An 18790-nucleotide genomic window follows, 5' to 3' on the forward strand; every position below is an offset into this window, starting at 1 on the left:
GGAAATCCTCATGAAAATGAAGGAAGTTATCCTGAAAAACTATTCTTCGCAGCCCCAAATTGGTAGATTACTCGTTAGTGGTCCAGCAACAATCACTGCGGCACATTTTGATTTGCCCAGTGAAGTAGAAGTCATCGATCCGACCCAGTATGTAGCCACCATCGCTGAGGGTGGAAAGCTGGAAATGGAATTTCGGATCGAGAAAGGCAAAGGCTATCGCACCGTAGAGCGAGGACGTGAGGAAGCCACATCGTTGGATTTTCTCCAAATCGACTCAATATTTATGCCAGTGCGAAAAGTCAACTACAGTGTTGAAGAATCTCGTGGGGAAGGCTTGATTCCAAAAGACCGACTACTGTTGGAAGTTTGGACAAATGGCAGTATTTCTCCCCAGGAAGCACTATCTTCGGCTGCTGCGATCTTGGTAGATTTATTCAATCCGTTGAAAGACATCTCCCTGGAACCAACAGACACGGGTTCGGACATTCCAGACGACCCAACTGCCCAGATACCCATCGAAGAGTTGCAACTTTCTGTACGAGCATATAACTGTCTCAAACGGGCACAAGTTAATTCTGTGGCAGATTTGTTGGATTATACCCAAGAAGACCTCTTAGAAATTAAGAACTTTGGGCAGAAGTCAGCAGAAGAGGTTGTGGAAGCTTTGCAGCGACGCTTGGGCATCACCCTGCCAATGGAAAGAGGCTCTAAACATCCTTAAGAAAAACCGTTCATAATTCATAGTGCATAATTATGCGTCACCGTTGTCGCGTCAAAAAACTCAGTAAACCTGCCGATCAGCGCCGTGCCTTATTGCGATCGCTCTCCACCGAGTTGATCCGTCATGGTCGGATTACCACCACTTTAATTCGAGCTAAAGTTCTGCGAAGTAAAGTGGAAAAAATGATTACCCTAGCCAAAAACGGCTCCTTGGCAGCACGCCGTGAAGCCCTTGGCTACATCTTCGACAAACAACTGGTTCACGCTCTGTTTGAGCAAGCTCCGATTCGATATGGCGATCGCGAGGGCGGTTATACCCGCATCCTGCGTACCGTACCGCGTCGGGGTGATAATGCCCAAATGGCAATAATTGAATTGGTTTAAGTTATTGGTCATTAGTCATTAGTCATTAGTCATTGGTCATTAGTGAATAACAAAGGACAATTGACAAAGGACATAGACGCCCTTTGGCGGCTTCCCGTAGGGTAGGACAAAATCTGTATGTTAGAAAGCCACCAGCCTAAACCAACTTATCGAGTAGCCCTGGTTATCCAATACCTGGGCACTCATTTTCATGGCTGGCAACGGCAAAAAAAACAGCGGACTGTCCAAGAAGAGATAGAAACAGCGATCGCTACTATTATTGGGCATCATGTAACATTACACGGTGCAGGGCGAACTGATTCTGGAGTTCACGCTGCCGCTCAAGTCGCCCATTTTGAAGCGACAAGTCTGATTCCGGCTCACAAGTGGGCAAAAATCCTCAATAGCTATCTGCCGCCAGATATATTAATTAGAGCTTCAGCTAGTGTAGATAACCGTTGGCACGCTCGCTTTAGTGCAGCCTATCGACGGTATCGCTACACAATATACACTGAAGATCGACTTAACTTGTTTGTAAGACCCTTCAGTTGGCATTATTATTATGCACCCCTGGATGAATCTTTAATTCAAGCTGCCCTAAAACCTCTGTTGGGAAAGCATCACTTAGCTGCTTTTCGCCGTGCAGGCTCGAAGCGATCGCATTCTTGGGTAGAGGTGCAAGCAGCAGAGTGTCGTCGCAGTGGGCCATTTATCCATATTGAAATACAGGCAGATGGGTTTTTGTATGGCATGGTACGGCTGTTGGTAGGGATGGTAGTACAAGTTGGTTCTGGACAACGGACACTTTCTAACTTCACCGAACTCTGGAAAGAAGAACGTCGAGAAGAAGTGAAACACGCCGCACCGCCTCAAGGTTTGTGCTTGTTGCGAGTCGGCTATCCAGATTTTCCTTTTCCTAAAGAGATTTGGTACGACACCTGGCCAAAGTTCGTCATTAGTCAAGAGTCATTAGTCATTGGTTCTTAGTAACGACAAATGACAAAGGGCAAATGACAAATGACAAATTAAAAATGACAAAGGACAAATGATCAATGACAACGAGTAAAACATACCTTCCTTCTCCAAAATCCCTTGAGCATGAGTGGTACGTAGTAGATGCCACCGATAAACGCCTTGGTCGCCTCGCTAGCGAAATCGCTCAAATACTCAGAGGCAAAAACAAACCCGAATATACACCACACCTAGATACAGGTGATTTCGTAATCGTTGTCAATGCCGAAAAAGTCGCAGTTACAGGCAAAAAGCGCACTCAAAAACTTTACCGTCGCCATTCTGGTCGTCCCGGTGGGATGAAAACAGAAACTTTCGCTAAACTGCAACAGCGGATACCAGAACGAATTTTAGAACAAGCTGTCAAAGGTATGCTACCCAAAAATAGTTTGGGTAAGCAGTTGTTTACCAAGCTGAAAGTTTACGCTGGACCCACGCATCCACATGATGCTCAAAAACCTAAAGAACTAAAAATTAGTACAATTCCTGGAGAAGAAAATTAATGGTAGTAGCAGACGCCAATAGCGGTCGCGCCGTATACTGGGGTACTGGTCGTCGTAAGACCGCAGTAGCACGAGTACGCTTGGTTCCAGGCACCGGTCAGCTGACTGTAAACGGTAAAGATGGAAACTTGTATTTCCAATTCAATGCCAACTACCTGGGAGTTATCAAAGCACCTCTGGAAACTCTGGGACTCGAAAACGAGTACGACATTTTGGTAAAAGCAGAAGGCGGCGGCTTGACCGGACAGGCTGATTCTGTTCGCTTAGGAGTTGCTCGTGCTTTGTGTCAACTAGACCCAGACAACCGCCCACCTTTGAAAACCGAAGGTTATTTGACTCGCGATCCCAGGGCAAAAGAGCGGAAAAAATATGGTTTACATAAAGCCCGGAAAGCACCTCAGTATTCTAAGCGGTAAGCGATTAGATATTGGTGAAGAAGGGGATAGGTCACAGGGAACAGGTGATAGTTTTCTGTTACCTGTAACCTTTTTTCTGTCCCCTTCTTCTAGCCCCAATTGAAACCTGAAAGTTATAATTTATATAGATTCATCGCACAAAGAACAATGGCTAAAGCTGATATTCATCCCAAGTGGTATCCAGATGCTAAAGTTTACTGCAACGGTCAAGTTGTTATGACCATTGGCTCCACCAAGCCAGAATTGCACGTAGATGTTTGGTCTGGAAATCACCCATTTTACACTGGCACTCAGAAGATTATTGACACTGAGGGTCGAGTGGAGCGCTTCCTCCGCAAGTATGGCATGAGCAGCACTCAAACATCTGGCGACGAAGAAAACAAAAAGTAGCGAGTTGGCTCTGCTGTTAACGACGGCCCTGCATCAGCTGGGTCGATTTTCATTTATATGCTCGAGCCAATTTGTTATTTTTTAAGGAGCGATCGCACTCGTCATGGCTGAATCATACTTACTGGATAAGCTAAAATCCGTTGAACAAACCTTTAATGAGTTAACACGTCGTCTTGGCGACCCCGATACCGCTAGCAACCCTGATGAGTATCAAGAAATTGCTAAGTCTCGTTCTTCTTTGGAAGAAGTGGTTGATACCTATGAAATTTGGAAAACAGCCCAAGAAGACTTGATAGGAACCCGTCAGGTTTATAAAGAATCTGCGAGTGATCCAGAGTTGCAAGAAATGGCATCAGTGGAAGTCAAGGAACTTGAGGCAAAAATAGAATATTTAGAAGCTCGCTTGAAAGTCTTACTGCTACCACGCGACCCCAATGATGAAAAGAATATCATGTTGGAAATCCGCGCTGGCACCGGTGGCGATGAAGCAAGTATTTGGGCTGGCGATTTGATGCAGATGTACACCCGCTATGCCCAGACTCAAGGTTGGAAAGTTTCTCTAGTAAGCGAATCTCGAGGAGAAATGGGTGGCTGGAAAGAGGTCATTCTAGAAATTAAAGGTAATGACGTTTACAGCCAGTTAAAGTTTGAAGCTGGAGTGCATCGTGTGCAACGCGTGCCGGCAACTGAATCTGGGGGACGGGTTCATACTTCCACAGCTACCGTGGCGATTATGCCAGAGGTGGATGATGTGGAAATTCACATTGACCCGAAAGATATTGAAATGACTACAGCTCGTTCTGGTGGTGCTGGTGGGCAAAACGTCAACAAGGTGGAAACAGCCGCCGACTTGATGCACAAACCGACAGGAATTCGGATTTTTTGTACAGAAGAACGCAGCCAGTTGCAAAATAAAGAACGGGCGATGCAAATTCTGCGGGCGAAGTTGTATGAGATCAAGTTACGCGAACAACAGGAAGTTGTAACTTCCATGCGGCGATCGCAAGTTGGTACAGGATCGCGATCGGAAAAAATTCGTACCTATAATTATAAAGATAACCGCGCTACTGATCACCGCTTAGGTCAAAATTATTCTCTCAACCCTGTTTTGGAAGGTGATTTAGAGACGCTGATCCAATCTTGCATATCTCTAGACCAGCAAGAACGTCTTGCGGAGTTGGCAACTTCTGCTGCTAGCAACTAATCGTCATTGTTATATTTCAGAGAAAACCGCTTGTTGTTCTGTTACTTTTAACACAGACAAGCGGTTTTCTAATGCAGCATTGAAAGCAGAGAAAAATTGCATACTTCTTTGGAGAACCCGAACGCTTTGCTCGTAACAACTGTAAATATTTTTGTACATCTACTTAAGGAGCAAACTGTAAGTCTATTTTAAAGATTCTATGAACTTCAGCATAAACATTACCTTTTTTGATGAATAGAGTACAAGTGTAGACAAGTATTCACATAGATTCATTACATAGACGAAATAAATCTTAAGATTTATTTCATTTACTTAGGAGAATTAGAGGTATGTCTAAAAAAAGTGTTTTCAACAAAATTACTACAGCTTTAGCCACCAGTACCGCCCTTTCTCTGGCGATCGCAGTAGATATACCTAAAGCCAAAGCATTTTCCTTAATTCAGGAAGATTTGTTTTTTGGACGCAATATTGCTGGAGTTGGAAAGATATCTGAGAAAGAGTTTCAGGCTTTTGTTGACGGTATAATTACCCCTCGTTTCCCAGCCGGACTAACAATTTTTAATGCCAATGGGCAATTCCTGGATAGTACAGGAAGACTCATTGAAGAACCTGCCAAAGTTGTTACCTTCTTCCGAGAAGAAAGTTCAACAAACGAAGTTTCTATCAGCGAGATTGTCAAGACATACCGCAAGCAGTTCAACCAGGAAAGTGTTTTGCAAGTAGCAAATAAAGACGATCTCACAGTTAGCTTCGGTTTAGATGAGGATTTATTTAACAACAGTTTAGTTCCAAAGCTGATCCAAACGGATTTATTTTTTGGGCGTAACATTCCTGGGGGTGGAGAAGTATCTGAGAGCAAGTTTCAAACCTTTGTTGACAGTGTGATTACCCCTCGTTTCCCAGCCGGATTAACAATTTTTGATGCCGATGGGCAATTCCAGGACAGCACAGGAATTATTATTGAAGAACCATCAAAGGTTGTCAGCCTACTTTTGGAAGATGCCTTGAGCAATGAAACCTCAGTTAACGAGATTGTGGCAGCGTACCTCCAACAATTTAATCAAGAAAGTGTTTTGGTTGCAGCCAATCAAGATGTAAAGGTTAGCTTCGGTTTAGGTGATGATTTAATTGATAACAGCCCAGTTCCAGAACTAATCCAAGCAGATTTATTTTTTGGGCGCAACATTCCAGGAGGTGGAGAGGTAACTGAGGGCGAGTTTCAAGCATTTGTTGATAGTGTGATTACCCCTCTTTTCCCAGCCGGATTAACAATTTTCGATGCCAATGGACAATTCCAGGACAGCACGGGAACCATTATTGAAGAACCCTCTAAGGTTATCAGCCTTATCTTTGAAGATACTCTAGATAACGAGACTTCTATTAACCAGATTCTAGAAGCGTACCTTCAACAGTTTAATCAAGAAAGTGTCCTGACAGTTGTTGATGAAGATATCCGTGTGCGTTTTGTAGAGTCTGAGACTGTTTCAGAACCTTCTTCTGTTGCTGGAGTGCTTCTATTTAGCACTTCTATAATCGCCTGGAGACTGAAAAAGAAAGGTCAGAAGCAGCATTGTTTCGTTAAGTAAAACGTACCACTAGGCATCTTGATGATTACGCCATCCTACTTCTGTGGCTGATTTGGGGGAAGTTGACAAGTCTCCTTTTGGAACTGATACTCGATTCCTAGTCCTCTCAGGTAAAAGCTCACAGGGTTACAGCTGGATATGAGGGCAGCAAAGATAGGAGCGATCGCGTGGGGTCTTGGTTATAGCCCAATACGCTTGGGTTAAGGAAAATCGTAGGTTGGGTTGTAGCTTGCTTCCACGAAAAACATGAAGTTGAAATTGCGTTTCTATTCTCGAAAAGTGCTGCTAATAAGCGTAGGAGTAGTAGCGATCGCCTACATTTCAACTTGTCTATTTTTGTTTGTTCGGCAGCGTTATTTGATATTTAGCCCCACTCCACAAATTTTAACGCTACCTAGTTCACCCGACTTTTTTCTTCCTTACAAAGATGTGCGTTTACCTATTACCGACCCTAATGAATATATACATGGCTGGTGGATTCCAGCACCATTACCAAAAGAGAAACTTTCTTTAATTCCAAATGAGCCTATAAAAATTTTAAAATCACCTAAAACATGTTTATACTTTTGTGGTGCTGCTAATAATAAAGGCTACTACAATTATATAGGCAGACTTCAAGCAATGCGACAGTTGGGGTTTTCTGTGTTAGTGATTGACTACCGAGGTTTTGGTAGTAGCAAAGGGAATTTCCCTAGTGAGTCTCGGCTTTATCAAGATAGTCAAATAGCCTGGAATTATTTAGTAAAAGTCCGCCGAATTCCCCCAGAGCAAATTGTCATTTACGGCGAATCAATTGGGGGAGCAGTTGCTATAGATTTGGCAGTAAAACATCCAGAAGCTAGTGGATTAATTGTGCAAAGCTCCTTTACATCAATGACAGAGGAGATCAAATATAGAGATTGGTTACGGATGTTTCCCATCGATCTGCTGCTAACACAAAAGTTTGATTCTATTTCTAAAGTTCGTTCTCTACGTCTTCCCGTTTTATTTATTCATGGAACTGATGACAGCATTGTTCCATCCTACATGAGTCAGCAGTTATATGATGCTGCCCCTGAACCCAAACAACTTTTATTAATTCCAAAAGGAAAACATGTCCAAATTTATCAACCTGGAAGTAACTCATATTTACAAGCAATACAGAAGTTTATCGAAAAGGTGAAGTCTCGCCAGAAATTGGAGAATAAGAAATAGGAAAATTTTTAATTGCTTAATCCATCGCCCTAATTTGCTGATTAGCTTCATTCTCTGCCTTCAGCATCGCCTGATTTAATGGTTGCTGTCCCAACAAGGCGCTGACAAACTGATTATCAAAGTTATTGACGATCGCAGCTGAATACTCACCTACCTGCCACGGTGTAGCATAATTGACTCCCGCCACTAATGGCGATCGCAGAGGGTCTTGGTCATAGCCCAAGTTTTTTGCCACTGATTTACGTGTTGGCAAAGCAAACCCTGTTCCTGTCCACTTTTGCATTCCTTCTTTACCTGTGAGATAAGAAATCAATTCCCAGGCTTCGGCTTTGTGCTGTGCTTGCTTATTCATCACATAGGCAACTGTAAAAACCATCGTGCCTTTTTTGTCATTAATAGTAGGCAATTGGGCAGTAGCAAACTCTAGTTGAGGAAAGGTTTCAGTTAGATAAGGAATTGCCCAGTTACCTTCAATCACCATTGCCACTTTACTCTGACCAAACATTTCACTACCTGAGTTTGTGCCGACATCAGATTTTTGGGCAGAGGAGTGGTCTTTTTGATACTGGTCTACCACCAACTCTAAACCCTGTAAACTTGACTCTGTGGCAAAAATAGCATAACCATTTTGATTAACAAGTTGTCCACCAAAAGCTTTAATTTTATAAGCCTGACGTGCCAATTCTGGAATTTCTCCAAACCCGTATCTGTTAAGTTTGCCTGTCAATTGTTTCGAGTAGTTACGTAATTCATCCCAAGTAGCTGGGGGACTACTCAAGCCTGCGGCGGCGAATGCTTTTTTGTTATAAAACAGGGCAAGGGTAGAATAGTCTTTAGGAAGACCATAAATCTGCTTCTGGTATTTGAAGCTGTCGAGTAAATTATCCTCGAAGTCCGCAAGGTCAAATTCGGGAGTAATGTAAACATTTAGCGGTTCTAGGACATTTTGACTCATTAAGAAAGGAGCTTCCAGCGCATCCAAATAAAAGACATCAGGCGCGGCTTCTCCAACCAAGCGGGTTTTGATTACATCCATGTATTGGTCGGAGATCACCTCATATTTGACCTTAATAGTGGGATGTTGTGCTTCAAAGTCTTGCAGCACCTGTCTCAAAAGTTTTTGCTCAACAGGAGAACCTCCCCAACCACTGAGTTTAATGGTGATTGCGGTAGACGCTAAGGGTTTGCTTGGTAATTGTAGGCTTTGACAAGCAATAATAGCGATCGCAATGGCGATCGCTATTCCCAAAAAATTAAATAATTTTTTCTTGCTCACCGATGGTTAAAAGTCTCTTTCTCCTTACTTATACCTTCTGTTGCTAAGGAGTGATATTTTACTTATCTAAAATTTTTGTGGGAAAATCCAAGCTAAAATAGCGAAAACTTATCAAATCAAGAATACTTATGAAAGCATACTGAGTTTCTCCACATCTGGATTTATCACAGGATGCTTTACTCATAAACATAGATTATGGATTCTGGTCAGCTTGAAACAACTGCGCCACTGACTCTGGAAATTACTCAGATTGCCATACCACCAACAACAATCTCTCTAACCTCTCGAATTCCCAAGGATAGTATTCGCACTAGTTTAAAAGCTTCCACTGCGGATGCTATTTTAGCAGCAGTTTACTCCCTTGGAACTAGCGGGATTTTACTCAGCCATTTCTTGGTGGAATTGGATGCCACTCCAGTAGTATTTGGGATGCTGTCCTCTATCCCCATGTTGGTCAATCTCATTCAGCCGTTAGGCGCTTACTTGTCTGAACGCAGCACCAGCCGATTTCAATATTCTCTTTGGACACACGGAATTGGTCGCCTACTGTGGCTGGTTTTAGTAATTGGGATTGTCAGCGTCAGATGGGGAGTGGTGAACACTCACCAGTTAGTGATATTGACACTGTTAATTGTCCTATTCAGCCATCTTTTAGGAGGATTAGGAACTGCATCGTGGCTAAGTTGGTTGGCAATGATAGTTCCCCGGCGGCTACGAGGCAGGTATTTTGGGATACGTAATAGTGCTGCTAGCCTCACTAATTTGGTTTGCGTACCAATAGCTGGTCTAGCTGTATCGCATTGGTATGGGGGAACTATGCAAGGCTATGGGGTGGTTTTGCTGGTAAGTATCGTTTTTGGAATTGTGGGATTGGGGTGTCAGTATTTCCAGGTGGATATGAATCCGCAAGCACAAAACGCTTATTATAGCAAGTTAGTTCAAATAAGTGAGATTCAGCCAGAGGTTGCAAAGGATGAATCTTGTGAAATACCTGAATCAATTCATCCGCCACAAAACGAATTAGCTAGCACCATCTGGAAAAACTCTAACTTTTTGATATTTCTGCTGTACTTTAGCTTCTGGACGCTTGCCGTTAACCTCAGCGCTCCTTTTTTTAACCTGTATATGCTAGACACGCTGGATTTGGATGTGAGCTACGTGACTATCTATAACAGCCTTCAGGCGGGGGCGAATTTGCTCATGCTCATCCTGTGGGGAAAATTAGCAGATAAGATAGGCAATCGTCCCATCTTGATCTGTGTTGGGATTTTGGTTGCAGCCACACCACTGCTATGGCTGGGCATTAGTGTTAATCGCCTTGACACCTGGTTGTGGTTGCCACTGTTACACATCTTGAGTGGAGGTACTTGGGCGGCGATTGACTTGTGCAGCAACAATATCCAATTGGGCATTGCACCAATTAAAAATCAGTCTATCTATTTTGCGATCGCAGCTGCCTTTGCTGGAGCGAGTGGTGCTTTGGGTACAACTATAGGGAGTTTCATCGTCCAATTTGCTCAGTCTGGAGGCTTGCTGGGGTTGTTCGCCCTCTCTAGTATATTTCGACTAGCAGCGCTTCTTCCCCTCATGTTTCTCCAAGAGCCGGAGAGAGGATGAGAGTAAGAAGGGGACAGGGGACAGGGGGAATTAACTAATGCCCAATGCCCTATTCTGCGGCGGTAGAAGTTAAGGACATTGTTTCCCACAACACCAGATGAGGTGTTGTTAGTGCAGGCTGGTGTAAGGCAATCAGCTGGGTTAGAGTGGTCTTTAATTGGGTACGGGGTACGATATCATCAACAAAACCGTGCTGTAGCAAATCTTCAGCAGTCTGAAAATTATCGGGTAGTTTTTCCCGCAGGGTTTGCTCAATCACTCGCCGACCGGCAAAACCAATGGTTGCCTTTGGTTCTGCCAGAATTATATCGCCTAACATGGCAAAACTAGCGGTAACGCCGCCTGTTGTGGGATTTGTCAAAACGGGAATATACAATAGTCGAGCGTCTTTATGGCGCTGTAGGGCTGCGGAGATTTTCGCCATCTGCATCAAGGAAAGCATTCCTTCTTGCATCCTGGCACCACCGGAGGCGCAGACGATAACTACAGGATACCGCCGTTGAGTGGCTTGCTCAATCATTCGGGTAAGTTTTTCTCCCACCACCGAACCCATGCTACCACCCATAAAACGGAAATCCATAACCCCAAGGGCAATGGGCAAGCCGTTGATTTGACCTAAACCAGTTTTAACTGCGTCTATTAAGCCAATTTTCTCCTGCATTTCCCGGAGGCGATCGCTGTAGAGTTTGCGATCGCGAAATTCTAGCGGATCGGTTGGACGCAAATGCTCGTCGAGTGGTTTCCAAGTATTGTGATCTATCAATTGACGGATGCGTTCATCGCTATCCACTCGATTGTGATGATTACACTCGACACAAACCATCTGATTGGCCTTCAGGTCTTTTGTATATGCCAACACACCACACTTAGAACATTTATGCCACAGACCATCAGCAATTTCACGCTCTTGGCGTTCGAGGCTAGTAGATCCTGATTTCCGTCGATTTGCAAACCAATCAAATAGAGACTTTAAACCGCGTGATTCTTCGTTGTTAGCCATTTTTTATTTTAAGTGGGTATGAGGTCGAAAATATGTCAAGCAGTATCGGGTTGTTCTTAGCCTTGTGTCATTTGTCTTTAACTAACGACTAATAATTACATCGTTAAACTACGTTTTTAAGCAATTCAGACCTGAATTTTCATCTTTGGTTGCCAGCTTAAAGAAAATACTTATGCCAATACAAGCCTCTTACTCTTTTTTTAGCAGACTTAAATTATATGGATGTACTGACAAAGTTATGAGAATACCAACCTCCAAATAATATGCTTTCCCCCTCCTACCCAAATCAATTATTTGTATTGCTAGGTCATGAGCAATCAGTATCTATGGCATTAGTTGTGCTTGCCAACGGTTAATCGTCGTTAAGAGGGTAATACAAGTCACAAGCTAAATATTATCAAAATATGAAGGGCAGATGGGGTAATGCTGGTTACAGTCACGAATTATAAATATTTATTATGAAAGGGCATTGGGCATGGGTTATTTTCCTTGTCTCCCTCATCCCCCCATTTTCTATTTCAAAACGCTGGAAAAAATAACTTCAGGTAGCTAGACAAAATGGCTTGGCCGCTGAATAGAGTAATCACAGATCCCAAAGCCAAAAAAGGGCCAAAAGGCATCTTTTGTCCTAACCTTTGTCGGGATGTCTCTTGACTAGTGGCCTTGCGTCTACGTATAATAACACTGCCACCAACTAATGCTCCTAGCGCACAAGCAATAAAACTAGCCAATAATAAATATTTCCATCCTAACCAGGCTCCCATCATGGCTGCTAACTTAGCGTCACCCGCACCCATTGCAGCTTTACCAAAGGCAATTGAACCCAATAAGGCGATCGCATCAAACAGCCATAAGCCCAATACTGCACCAACTATCGCCATCATCAGGTGATTTACCAATGCCACGAAACTAGCCTCTGGTAAAAAACCAACCACCATTTGAAATAAAATTCCCACCACCAAACCCGACTTAGTAAGTGGATTGGGTAGGGTCATTGTATCCAGGTCGATGAGTGATAGTGTCAATAACCAACTGCAAAAAGCCCAATAGCCTATTGTTAAAGTCGATACTTGAAATACCAAAAAAACTAGTAAAAAAATTATGCCCGTCACCCCTTCTACCACAGGATAACGGACAGAAATTTTGCTTTTGCAATATCGACACCGACCTTTTAACGAAATCCAGCCGAATACTGGTACATTGTCGTAAGCTTTTAGCTGGTTTAAGCATTTAGGACAACGAGAAGGTGGCCAAAGAATTGACAACCCAGCAGGTAGCCGATAAACAATAACGTTGATAAAACTGCCAATAGATGCGCCCAAAGCCAAGACCATTACACTCACCGGAACGGCGAACAAAATGTCCATATTGTCATTTGTCCTTTGTCATTTGTCCTGTGTCATTTGTCGTTTATCTTTTGTCCTTTGTCGAGAACTAATGACTAATGACCAATGACCAGTGACTAATACATATTCGATTCAATTTGACTCAACGGCACAAAACATTCTTGAGGTAAGAGAACTGGTTGGTTAGTAAAAATAACCTTACCTCGATGAGTCACACGATTAATTGCCACACCGGAAGGTTGCCCAGCTATTTCGGGATGAACTTCACAGTGAGTATAGTAAATCTGCCCAGCGGCTCTGATTACGGCGGGATCAATCAAAGGCGGTTGTTTTTTTGGGGCGGTAAAATTCGCTTGTCCTTGTCGTAATGCGTACACTATCGACTGTTATTTGATTGCTAGATTTCTCTATAGTCTACCCGAAACTTATGGCAACGGTTGCCAAATTGCCCAGGTTGCACTATTAATTTATTGTGCAACAATTGCTCTAATCAGTGCATCGCCCATAGCGCGGCAACCTAAAAGATTTTTTCCTGGAGAAATTATATCCCCTGTGCGATCGCCTTGTTCTAAAACTTGCAATACAGCTTGTTCAATGTGATCTGCCGCTTTTGGTTGATTTAACCCGTAGCGTAACATCATTGCTGCACTCAAAACCTGCGCTAGAGGATTTGCCTGATCAAGTCCGGCGATATCTGGGGCGGAACCATGAACTGGTTCAAACACACCAGGCCCAGAAGCGCCCAAACTAGCCGAGGGTAACATCCCAATACTACCTGTGAGCATGGCAGCAGCATCAGAGAGAATATCGCCAAACAAATTGCCTGTGACGATGGTATCAAACTGCTTGGGAGCGCGTACCAGTTGCATAGCAGCATTATCTACATATAAATGAGATAGTTCGATATCTGGATATTCCGTACTAAGTTGAGTGATGCGATCGCGCCACAACTGAGATACTTCTAATACATTCGCCTTATCCACCGAACAAAGTTTTTTGCTGCGTTTTCGGGCTGCTTCAAAAGCCACCCGCCCAATACGTTCGATTTCTGATTCAGTGTAAACCATTGTATTTACACCGCGTTTCTCGCCAGTTTCCGTGGCAAAAATCCCTTTAGGTTTACCGAAGTAAATCCCGCCAGTAAGTTCGCGCACCACCATAATATCCACGCCTTCCACAACTTCACGTTTCAAAGTCGAGGCGTCAATTAGCTGGGGCAAAATTTTCGCTGGGCGCAAATTAGCAAATAGTCCCAAACCAGCACGTAGCCCCAATAAACCTGCTTCTGGGCGTAAATTGGATGGCAGTGAATCCCACTTGTAACCACCAATGGCAGCAAGTAATACAGCATCACTGTTACGGCAGGTATCTAGAGTGACAGATGGTAGGGGTTCCCCTGTAGCGTCAATTGCTGCACCACCGATGAGGGCTTCTTGGAATTCAAACTTCAGATCAAATTGCTTCCCTACGACTTTCAGCACATCTACCGCCACTGCCATAATTTCAGGGCCAATGCCATCGCCGGGAAGTAGAGTAATGCGGTAGTTCTGGGTCATAGCTAGTTTTGCTGAGTAAATGCTTGCAGATTAAATATCATACCTAGCAAAATGTACCGATGGAGTTTTTAATTTATTTAGATGTATGTTGTTTGAATCGCCCTTTTGATGACCAGACACAAGAACGGATTTTTTTAGAAGCTGAGGCGGTACTTCGCATTTTGGCTATTGTTCAAATGGGTGATTGGCGGCTGCAAGGCACAAAGACTTGCTACAAGTGAGAGTAGAGAACCCCCTTCAGTGGCTCAGAGAGGTTGCAAATGATAGATGTTAGTAAGTTGACTCAAACTGAAATTCAGCAATTAGGAATAGATACGCTGAGTTTAGCTCTTGGCCCAGCAGGAATGGGGCTATTTATGCATCAATTTGATATGGGCACTGGTGATTACACACGAGATAGGGATGAAATATTGGGAAATCCTACTATTAAGGAAATACTTGCCCGAATCCAAGAAAGGCGGATCTCGCAGGTTGAAAGTTCAGATGTTCTGCCCAAAGTTACAAATATGAAAATGCTAGATGTAACTAAACTTACTCAAGCTGAGATTAGGGGACTGGGAATAGAAGCGCTAACTAAAACCCTTGGTCATGCTGGCATGACGCGATTTATGCAGCAATTTAAGAGGGGTAGTGGAGATTATACACCAGACAGGGATCAAATCTTGGGAAATCCCACTATTGATGAAATCTTTGCTCGCATTGAGGAGCGACGAAAACAGCAGGAGAAGGGCGAAAAGTAGAAAAGTTTTATGTGGTGGCGATCGCCTAGACTTAAGAATCTAGATAATCGCTACGTCATCCTACCTTACGACCTATTCCAAACCTTTATGAAGTAGCAAAAGTTAAATATTAGTATTATTTAAAGCTTTGATGAAGTTGTGTAGTAATGTGGTACTTTTGGGTCATAGCTGGTTATTACCGGGTAAATGCTTGCAAATTAAATATCATACCCAGCAAAATGTACCGATGGAGTTTTTTTGTTTACAGCAGTTTTCATCTATTTAGACCACACATTTCTTCCTTTGCGTCTTTGCGCCTTTGCGTGAGATAAAAAAGATATGGTTCATTTTCATTTCCTATCTTTCCTCATACTCAACTGACAAGATCAGCGATCGCTTCGGAAGTAGAGAGTACAGCTTCAGGTTGATAGCAGATGCCAGCTTGCTTGAATCGATGTAAAGCTTCACCCAAGCGATCGCAGTCTGCAATCAAACTTATCCTGACATAACCCTCACCTGCAATCCCAAAGGCATTACCCGGAGTCAGAACAACGCCTGTTTGTTGTAACACGTTCAGGGCAAAATCTGTGGAACCAACGCCAACAGGACATTTAACCCAAAGATACATTGTCGCCTTAGTTTTAGGAATATCCCAACCCAACTCTGCTAATCCTTGAATGAGGAAATCGCGCCGGGTACGGTAGCGTTGTTGTACCTCGTGCAAATACACATCTGGTAATTGCAAAGCTGTTTCGGCTGCTGTTTGCAAGGCGGCAAAAATCCCATAATCCAAGTTAGTTTTTAGCGTCCGCAAACCTTGAATCACATGGCGATTACCCACCACAAAACCAACACGCCAACCAGCCATATTGTAGGTTTTAGATAAGGTGTGAAATTCCACACCAATATCTTTCGCACCGGGAATTTCTAGCAAGCTAGTGGGTTGATAACCATCAAAAGCTAACTCGGCGTAACACAAATCATGCACCAGTAAAATTTCATATTTACGGGCGAAAGCGACAATTTCTTCAAAAAATTCGCGGGGGGCTGTGGCGGCGGTGGGATTATTGGGATAATTGAAATAGAGAATTTTAGCTTGTTTTGCAACTTCGTCAGGAATTGCAGCTAAATCGATTAACCAGTCATTCTCTGGTTTAAGAATCAAACTGTGAATTTTCCCACCTGCGATCGCAGGTCCCCGAAAATGGGCGGGATAAGCGGGAGAAGGAACCAAAACTAAATCGCCAGGGTTAACGTAGGCGATCGCTAAATGAGTTAATCCTTCTTTAGAACCCAGTAGCGGTAAGGCTTCACTATCAGGATCGAGAACCACACCATAACGGCGATAATACCAGTTGGTGATCGCACCCCGGAAACTAGCAGTGCCTTCAAAAGGAGGATAACCGTGATTGGCGGGATCTTTCAAGGCTGCGATCGCTGCTTCTACTACTGGTGCTGGTGTGGCACCATCGGGGTTTCCCATACCCAAATCAATTAAATCTAACCCTTGTTCCCGGGCTTTAGCTTTGAGTTCATCTAAACGGGCAAATACATAAGGTGGCAGTTTTTGTATGCGTTCTGCTGGGACAATCCAATTCAAACTCATTCTTCAACCTCGTCACTCATTCCCTGGGGCGAAACTCGATTTGTCAGGCTGCGCCGTGCGGAGGGAACCTCCATCGAGGCGATCGCCGTAGTCTCTCTACTATCTATGGGTGCAGTGGTAGAAACCATTGCTGCCATCAACTGTTCTGGCGCGACTTTAAATGGTAGTCGATGGATGTCAGAATTAGGAACTAAGGCAATTTCAGTGGCTGTTTGCAACTCGCCTAATGTGATGTTGCCCAATCCTAAATCGCTTAATTTTTGCGGCAGTCCAATTTCTGCATAGAACTTTAACAACTGTTGTCGTGCCGATGCTGCTAGTTGATTGCCTTGTAACATTTCTTCTAAACGCAATTGCACTAAAATCCCAAAAGCAACTTTTTCGCCATGAATACTGCCGTGTCCTGAAATATGCGTTAAACCATTATGCACGGCATGGGCGGCAACCGTGCGGCACTGCGCTCCTCCCAGTCCCCCAATTACCCCAGCGAGTAAAACAGTAGCGTCTACCACTTCTCGCCAAACTTCGCTACCTGGTTCTTTCAGGGCGGTGGCTGACTTTTGCAAAAGGATATCTCGCAAAACTCGTGCTTGTTGCACCGCAGCAATAACTAAAGTGTCTTGCAAATGCCCACTGCTAACTGAGGCTTCATACCACTTAGCGATCGCATCACCAATTCCAGCGACTAAAGTAGGTTGTGGTGCGGTTTTAATCAAGTCATAATCGAGGATCAATAAATCAGGACAACGAGACAGCCCGACATCGTAGAGAAATGCCCCATCTTCGGAATAAACATTCGACAAGGCACTCCAAGCGGCACAGGTAGCTCCTGAAGTCGGAATTGTCACCACCGGTAACTGTAGCTGCTGCGCGACTAATTTCGCTGTATCTAGGGCTTTGCCGCCACCAACGCCGATAATTACATCAGCTTTATGTTCTTTTGCCGTCTTCTGTAAAGATTTTAAGCTAGCTTCGCAGCAATCTGTACCATAGGTCGCTTGAGCAGTATGTAACTGTTGCCTTTCTAAAACTGGTTGCAAATTTTTTTGGCTGATGGCGAGAGTGTGCTTGCCTGCCACAATTAAAGGACGACTTCCTAAACAGGCAATCTCTGCTGCGGCTGCTTGCAACACCCCAGAACCACGGATTACTTTTGCTGGGGCGACTGTGAGCGTAAATAACGAACTAGAAGCTTGAGTAGACAAAGAAGGTTGAGTGGATAATTTACTGGACATATAATCTAGTTTGCCAAAACCTTGATATTTCTTAATTTAATAGACTTACGGCTAGGGATACCTGTTGCCATGCTTTTTTCAGGATGATTACAACCTTATACCCGACTCAGCTTAATTTTAACCTAGCCATAAACATAGACAAAGCCTGTTGCCCACTGATTGAGTAGCTTGACGACGTTGCTTAAATCTATGATGCCCATTAGCCTAAAATTCTGAACTATCAAAGTTTTGAATGACCAGAGAATTAATTAACATTACCATTTTGAGACTCTTAGGAAAAGTCATTGATAACAGATGAATCATTTTTGGATTCTGGGATGAGGCAGAGGGGATAAAGAGAAACTTGTATAAAAATTCCCCCCTGCACCTCTGCTCACCTGCTGCTTTTAACGGTAGGTTTTGGCAATTGGGCAAATTTGTCTGTGTAAATTTCGACTTTAATTGCGGAATTTTCACGAGAAACGAGCGATCGCTTAATCTCACCCAAGTAAAGTGGTACAGAAATCCCTGGTTCCAGGTGGATAACGGTACGGGCGCGAACTGTCAACTGGTTATCTGTCCGTGTACCTAAACGACCATAGGAGTAAAGATTACTAGCTGCTTGCCGTAAAGTTGCTTCTAATTGTGTGGGGGAAATTTTGGGTGATGTGGCAATCACCGCTTGGGTTGAGCCATTGTCATAAACTAAAGTGTAGCGGACTGCTCCTGGAATCACGGTACGACTCAAGGGGACTATTCCGAGTGAAAATAAACCACCCGTCAGCACCAGCATAAAGCCAGTCGCACCCACCAGCCGAAACCGGATGCTCCATTTGAGAATAAAAGCCAAAACTGCTAAGGCAGCGAATGCCAAGGTAGCTATGCCTGACCATTGGGTGTACTGAATAAAGTTAGCTGTTGTGAGCATAATGTTGGTTATGAATGCGTCTTTTTTCGTTACCGACACACCCATTTTACAGAGAGCTTACACCATAAAGGTTATTGAATCTTGAATGCTAATCAGAATATTGGACACGTAGACGCAGAGCGGCTTGTCGTCAGACATTGC

Annotated in this window: 20 protein-coding genes; 12 read left to right on the plus strand and 8 right to left on the minus strand. The window is 43.7% G+C overall.

Going from position 1 to position 18790, the window contains the following annotated elements:
- From rpoA to ACEW80_RS24475, 9 genes are all read left to right on the plus strand, one after another.
- Positions 1-721 (plus strand): DNA-directed RNA polymerase subunit alpha (rpoA, locus tag ACEW80_RS24435; protein WP_373529076.1); only part of this gene is annotated, 721 nt, incomplete at its 5' end.
- Positions 722-753: 32 nt separating this feature from the next.
- On the plus strand, positions 754-1104 hold the full coding sequence (gene rplQ / locus ACEW80_RS24440; RefSeq protein ID WP_196518371.1) for a 50S ribosomal protein L17: 351 nt from the start codon (positions 754-756) through the stop codon (positions 1102-1104).
- Between the two features lie 117 nt (positions 1105-1221).
- A complete protein-coding gene (gene truA / locus ACEW80_RS24445; RefSeq protein ID WP_373529077.1) occupies positions 1222-2070 on the plus strand; it encodes a tRNA pseudouridine(38-40) synthase TruA in 849 nt (282 codons plus the stop codon).
- 65 nt (positions 2071-2135) lie between these two features.
- A complete protein-coding gene (rplM, locus tag ACEW80_RS24450; protein WP_373529078.1) occupies positions 2136-2597 on the plus strand; it encodes a 50S ribosomal protein L13 in 462 nt (153 codons plus the stop codon).
- Positions 2597-3013 carry a 30S ribosomal protein S9 gene (gene rpsI, locus ACEW80_RS24455; protein WP_196518373.1) on the plus strand — a complete coding sequence of 139 codons (417 nt, stop codon included), beginning with the start codon at positions 2597-2599 and terminating at the stop codon, positions 3011-3013. Before rplM ends, rpsI begins: the two co-directional genes overlap by 1 nt.
- A gap of 147 nt (positions 3014-3160) precedes the next feature.
- Entirely contained in the window at positions 3161-3403 is a 243-nt protein-coding gene (gene rpmE / locus ACEW80_RS24460; RefSeq protein ID WP_373529079.1) for a 50S ribosomal protein L31, read from the plus strand.
- A gap of 103 nt (positions 3404-3506) precedes the next feature.
- The gene (gene prfA / locus ACEW80_RS24465) at positions 3507-4607 is read left to right on the plus strand and encodes a peptide chain release factor 1 (protein ID WP_373529080.1); all 1101 of its coding nucleotides are present in this window, start codon (positions 3507-3509) and stop codon (positions 4605-4607) included.
- A gap of 329 nt (positions 4608-4936) precedes the next feature.
- The gene (locus tag ACEW80_RS24470; protein ID WP_373529081.1) at positions 4937-6193 is read left to right on the plus strand and encodes a DUF3574 domain-containing protein; all 1257 of its coding nucleotides are present in this window, start codon (positions 4937-4939) and stop codon (positions 6191-6193) included.
- Positions 6194-6472: 279 nt separating this feature from the next.
- Positions 6473-7387, plus strand: a complete 915-nt coding sequence (locus ACEW80_RS24475) for an alpha/beta hydrolase (protein WP_373529082.1) — start codon at positions 6473-6475, stop codon at positions 7385-7387.
- 16 nt (positions 7388-7403) lie between these two features.
- Here the strand turns inward: ACEW80_RS24475 and ACEW80_RS24480 are convergent, their stop codons facing one another.
- Entirely contained in the window at positions 7404-8663 is a 1260-nt protein-coding gene (locus ACEW80_RS24480) for an ABC transporter substrate-binding protein (protein WP_373529083.1), read from the minus strand.
- 195 nt (positions 8664-8858) lie between these two features.
- Here ACEW80_RS24480 and ACEW80_RS24485 point away from each other — a divergent pair, with 195 nt between their 5' ends.
- Positions 8859-10280, plus strand: a complete 1422-nt coding sequence (locus tag ACEW80_RS24485) for an MFS transporter (protein WP_373529084.1) — start codon at positions 8859-8861, stop codon at positions 10278-10280.
- A 49-nt stretch (positions 10281-10329) separates the two neighbouring features.
- Here the strand turns inward: ACEW80_RS24485 and accD are convergent, their stop codons facing one another.
- From accD to leuB, 4 genes are all read right to left on the minus strand, one after another.
- Positions 10330-11280 carry an acetyl-CoA carboxylase, carboxyltransferase subunit beta gene (accD, locus tag ACEW80_RS24490; RefSeq protein WP_373529085.1) on the minus strand — a complete coding sequence of 317 codons (951 nt, stop codon included), beginning with the start codon at positions 11278-11280 and terminating at the stop codon, positions 10330-10332.
- Between the two features lie 518 nt (positions 11281-11798).
- Positions 11799-12647 carry an A24 family peptidase gene (locus ACEW80_RS24495; RefSeq protein WP_373529086.1) on the minus strand — a complete coding sequence of 283 codons (849 nt, stop codon included), beginning with the start codon at positions 12645-12647 and terminating at the stop codon, positions 11799-11801.
- Positions 12648-12742: 95 nt separating this feature from the next.
- Positions 12743-13003, minus strand: a complete 261-nt coding sequence (locus tag ACEW80_RS24500; RefSeq protein WP_373529087.1) for a hypothetical protein — start codon at positions 13001-13003, stop codon at positions 12743-12745.
- A gap of 90 nt (positions 13004-13093) precedes the next feature.
- A complete protein-coding gene (gene leuB / locus ACEW80_RS24505) occupies positions 13094-14182 on the minus strand; it encodes a 3-isopropylmalate dehydrogenase (protein WP_373529088.1) in 1089 nt (362 codons plus the stop codon).
- 59 nt (positions 14183-14241) lie between these two features.
- Between leuB and ACEW80_RS24510 the strand changes: the two genes are divergently transcribed.
- Positions 14242-14403, plus strand: a complete 162-nt coding sequence (locus ACEW80_RS24510) for a hypothetical protein (RefSeq protein WP_373529089.1) — start codon at positions 14242-14244, stop codon at positions 14401-14403.
- Positions 14404-14442: 39 nt separating this feature from the next.
- Complete coding sequence (locus ACEW80_RS24515) at positions 14443-14922, plus strand: hypothetical protein (RefSeq protein ID WP_373529090.1); 480 nt, start codon at positions 14443-14445, stop codon at positions 14920-14922.
- A gap of 352 nt (positions 14923-15274) precedes the next feature.
- Here ACEW80_RS24515 and ACEW80_RS24520 read toward each other — a convergent pair whose 3' ends face one another.
- From ACEW80_RS24520 to ACEW80_RS24530, 3 genes are all read right to left on the minus strand, one after another.
- Complete coding sequence (locus tag ACEW80_RS24520) at positions 15275-16507, minus strand: aspartate aminotransferase (protein ID WP_373529091.1); 1233 nt, start codon at positions 16505-16507, stop codon at positions 15275-15277.
- A complete protein-coding gene (locus ACEW80_RS24525) occupies positions 16504-17742 on the minus strand; it encodes an iron-containing alcohol dehydrogenase family protein (RefSeq protein WP_373529092.1) in 1239 nt (412 codons plus the stop codon). Before ACEW80_RS24525 ends, ACEW80_RS24520 begins: the two co-directional genes overlap by 4 nt.
- Positions 17743-18115: 373 nt before the next feature.
- On the minus strand, positions 18116-18649 hold the full coding sequence (locus tag ACEW80_RS24530) for a Ycf51 family protein (protein WP_373529109.1): 534 nt from the start codon (positions 18647-18649) through the stop codon (positions 18116-18118).
- Positions 18650-18790 lie beyond the last annotated feature (141 nt).

The organism is Nostoc sp. (assembly GCF_041747015.1).
In the GTDB taxonomy this organism is placed as follows: domain Bacteria; phylum Cyanobacteriota; class Cyanobacteriia; order Cyanobacteriales; family Nostocaceae; genus Nostoc.